Source organism: Mycobacterium sp. E2327 (assembly GCF_001672675.1).
In the GTDB taxonomy this organism is placed as follows: Bacteria; Actinomycetota; Actinomycetes; order Mycobacteriales; family Mycobacteriaceae; genus Mycobacterium.
Map to the genome: position 1 here is coordinate 1 of NZ_LZKE01000192.1, position 685 is coordinate 685.

Genomic DNA, 685 nt, shown 5'->3' on the forward strand with positions numbered 1-685 from the left:
GGTGCTCGTCGCCGACGACCCCGCGTGCGACGGGCAGGCCTGGCTGAGCCGGGCGCAGGAATTCGAGCGGGCGGCGGGCCGGGTCCGCGGCGAGCGCTGGGGTCCGCGCTCCCTCGACGTCGACCTGGTTGCCTGTTACGCCGACGGCGACACGGAAGTGATCACCCGCGAGCCCAACCTGACGCTGCCGCACCCGCTGGCCCACCTGCGCGCCTTCGTGATGATGCCGTGGCTGGCCATCGAGCCGGACGCGCGACTGACGGTGGCCGAGGGGCGGCGCCCCGTCGCACAGCTGCTCGCCGAGCTCGACCCGGCCGACCGGGCCGGCGTTCGGCTGTCCAACCTGACGCTCGAGGTCGACAGAAACCCGGAATCGGACGCCTGATGGGCCCGACCCGCAAGCGTGACCTGACGGCCGCGGTGGTCGGCGCCGCGCTGTTGGGCTACCTGCTGGTGGTCTCGCTGTACCGCTGGTTTCCGCCCATCACGGTGTTGACCGGGCTGCCGCTGCTCGGGGTGGCCATCGCCGAGGCGCTCTGGGCGCGTTATGTGCGGGTCAAGATCAACGACGGGGAAATCGGCGCCGGGCCCGGTTGGCTGCACCCGCTGGCGGTGGCGCGCAGCGTAGTGGTGGCCAAGGCGTCCGCCTGGGTGGGCGCACTGGTGCTGGGCTGGTGGGCCGGGG

2 protein-coding genes are annotated in these 685 nt (G+C 73.3%); both read left to right on the top strand.

Annotated features, from left to right (window positions below; all coding sequences use genetic code 11):
• A partial coding sequence (gene folK, locus A5712_RS21990; RefSeq protein WP_068109715.1) for a 2-amino-4-hydroxy-6-hydroxymethyldihydropteridine diphosphokinase occupies positions 1-385 on the top strand: 385 nt, incomplete at its 5' end.
• A partial coding sequence (locus A5712_RS21995; RefSeq protein ID WP_156766714.1) for a DUF3180 domain-containing protein occupies positions 385-685 on the top strand: 301 nt, incomplete at its 3' end. The genes folK and A5712_RS21995, both read left to right, overlap by 1 nt.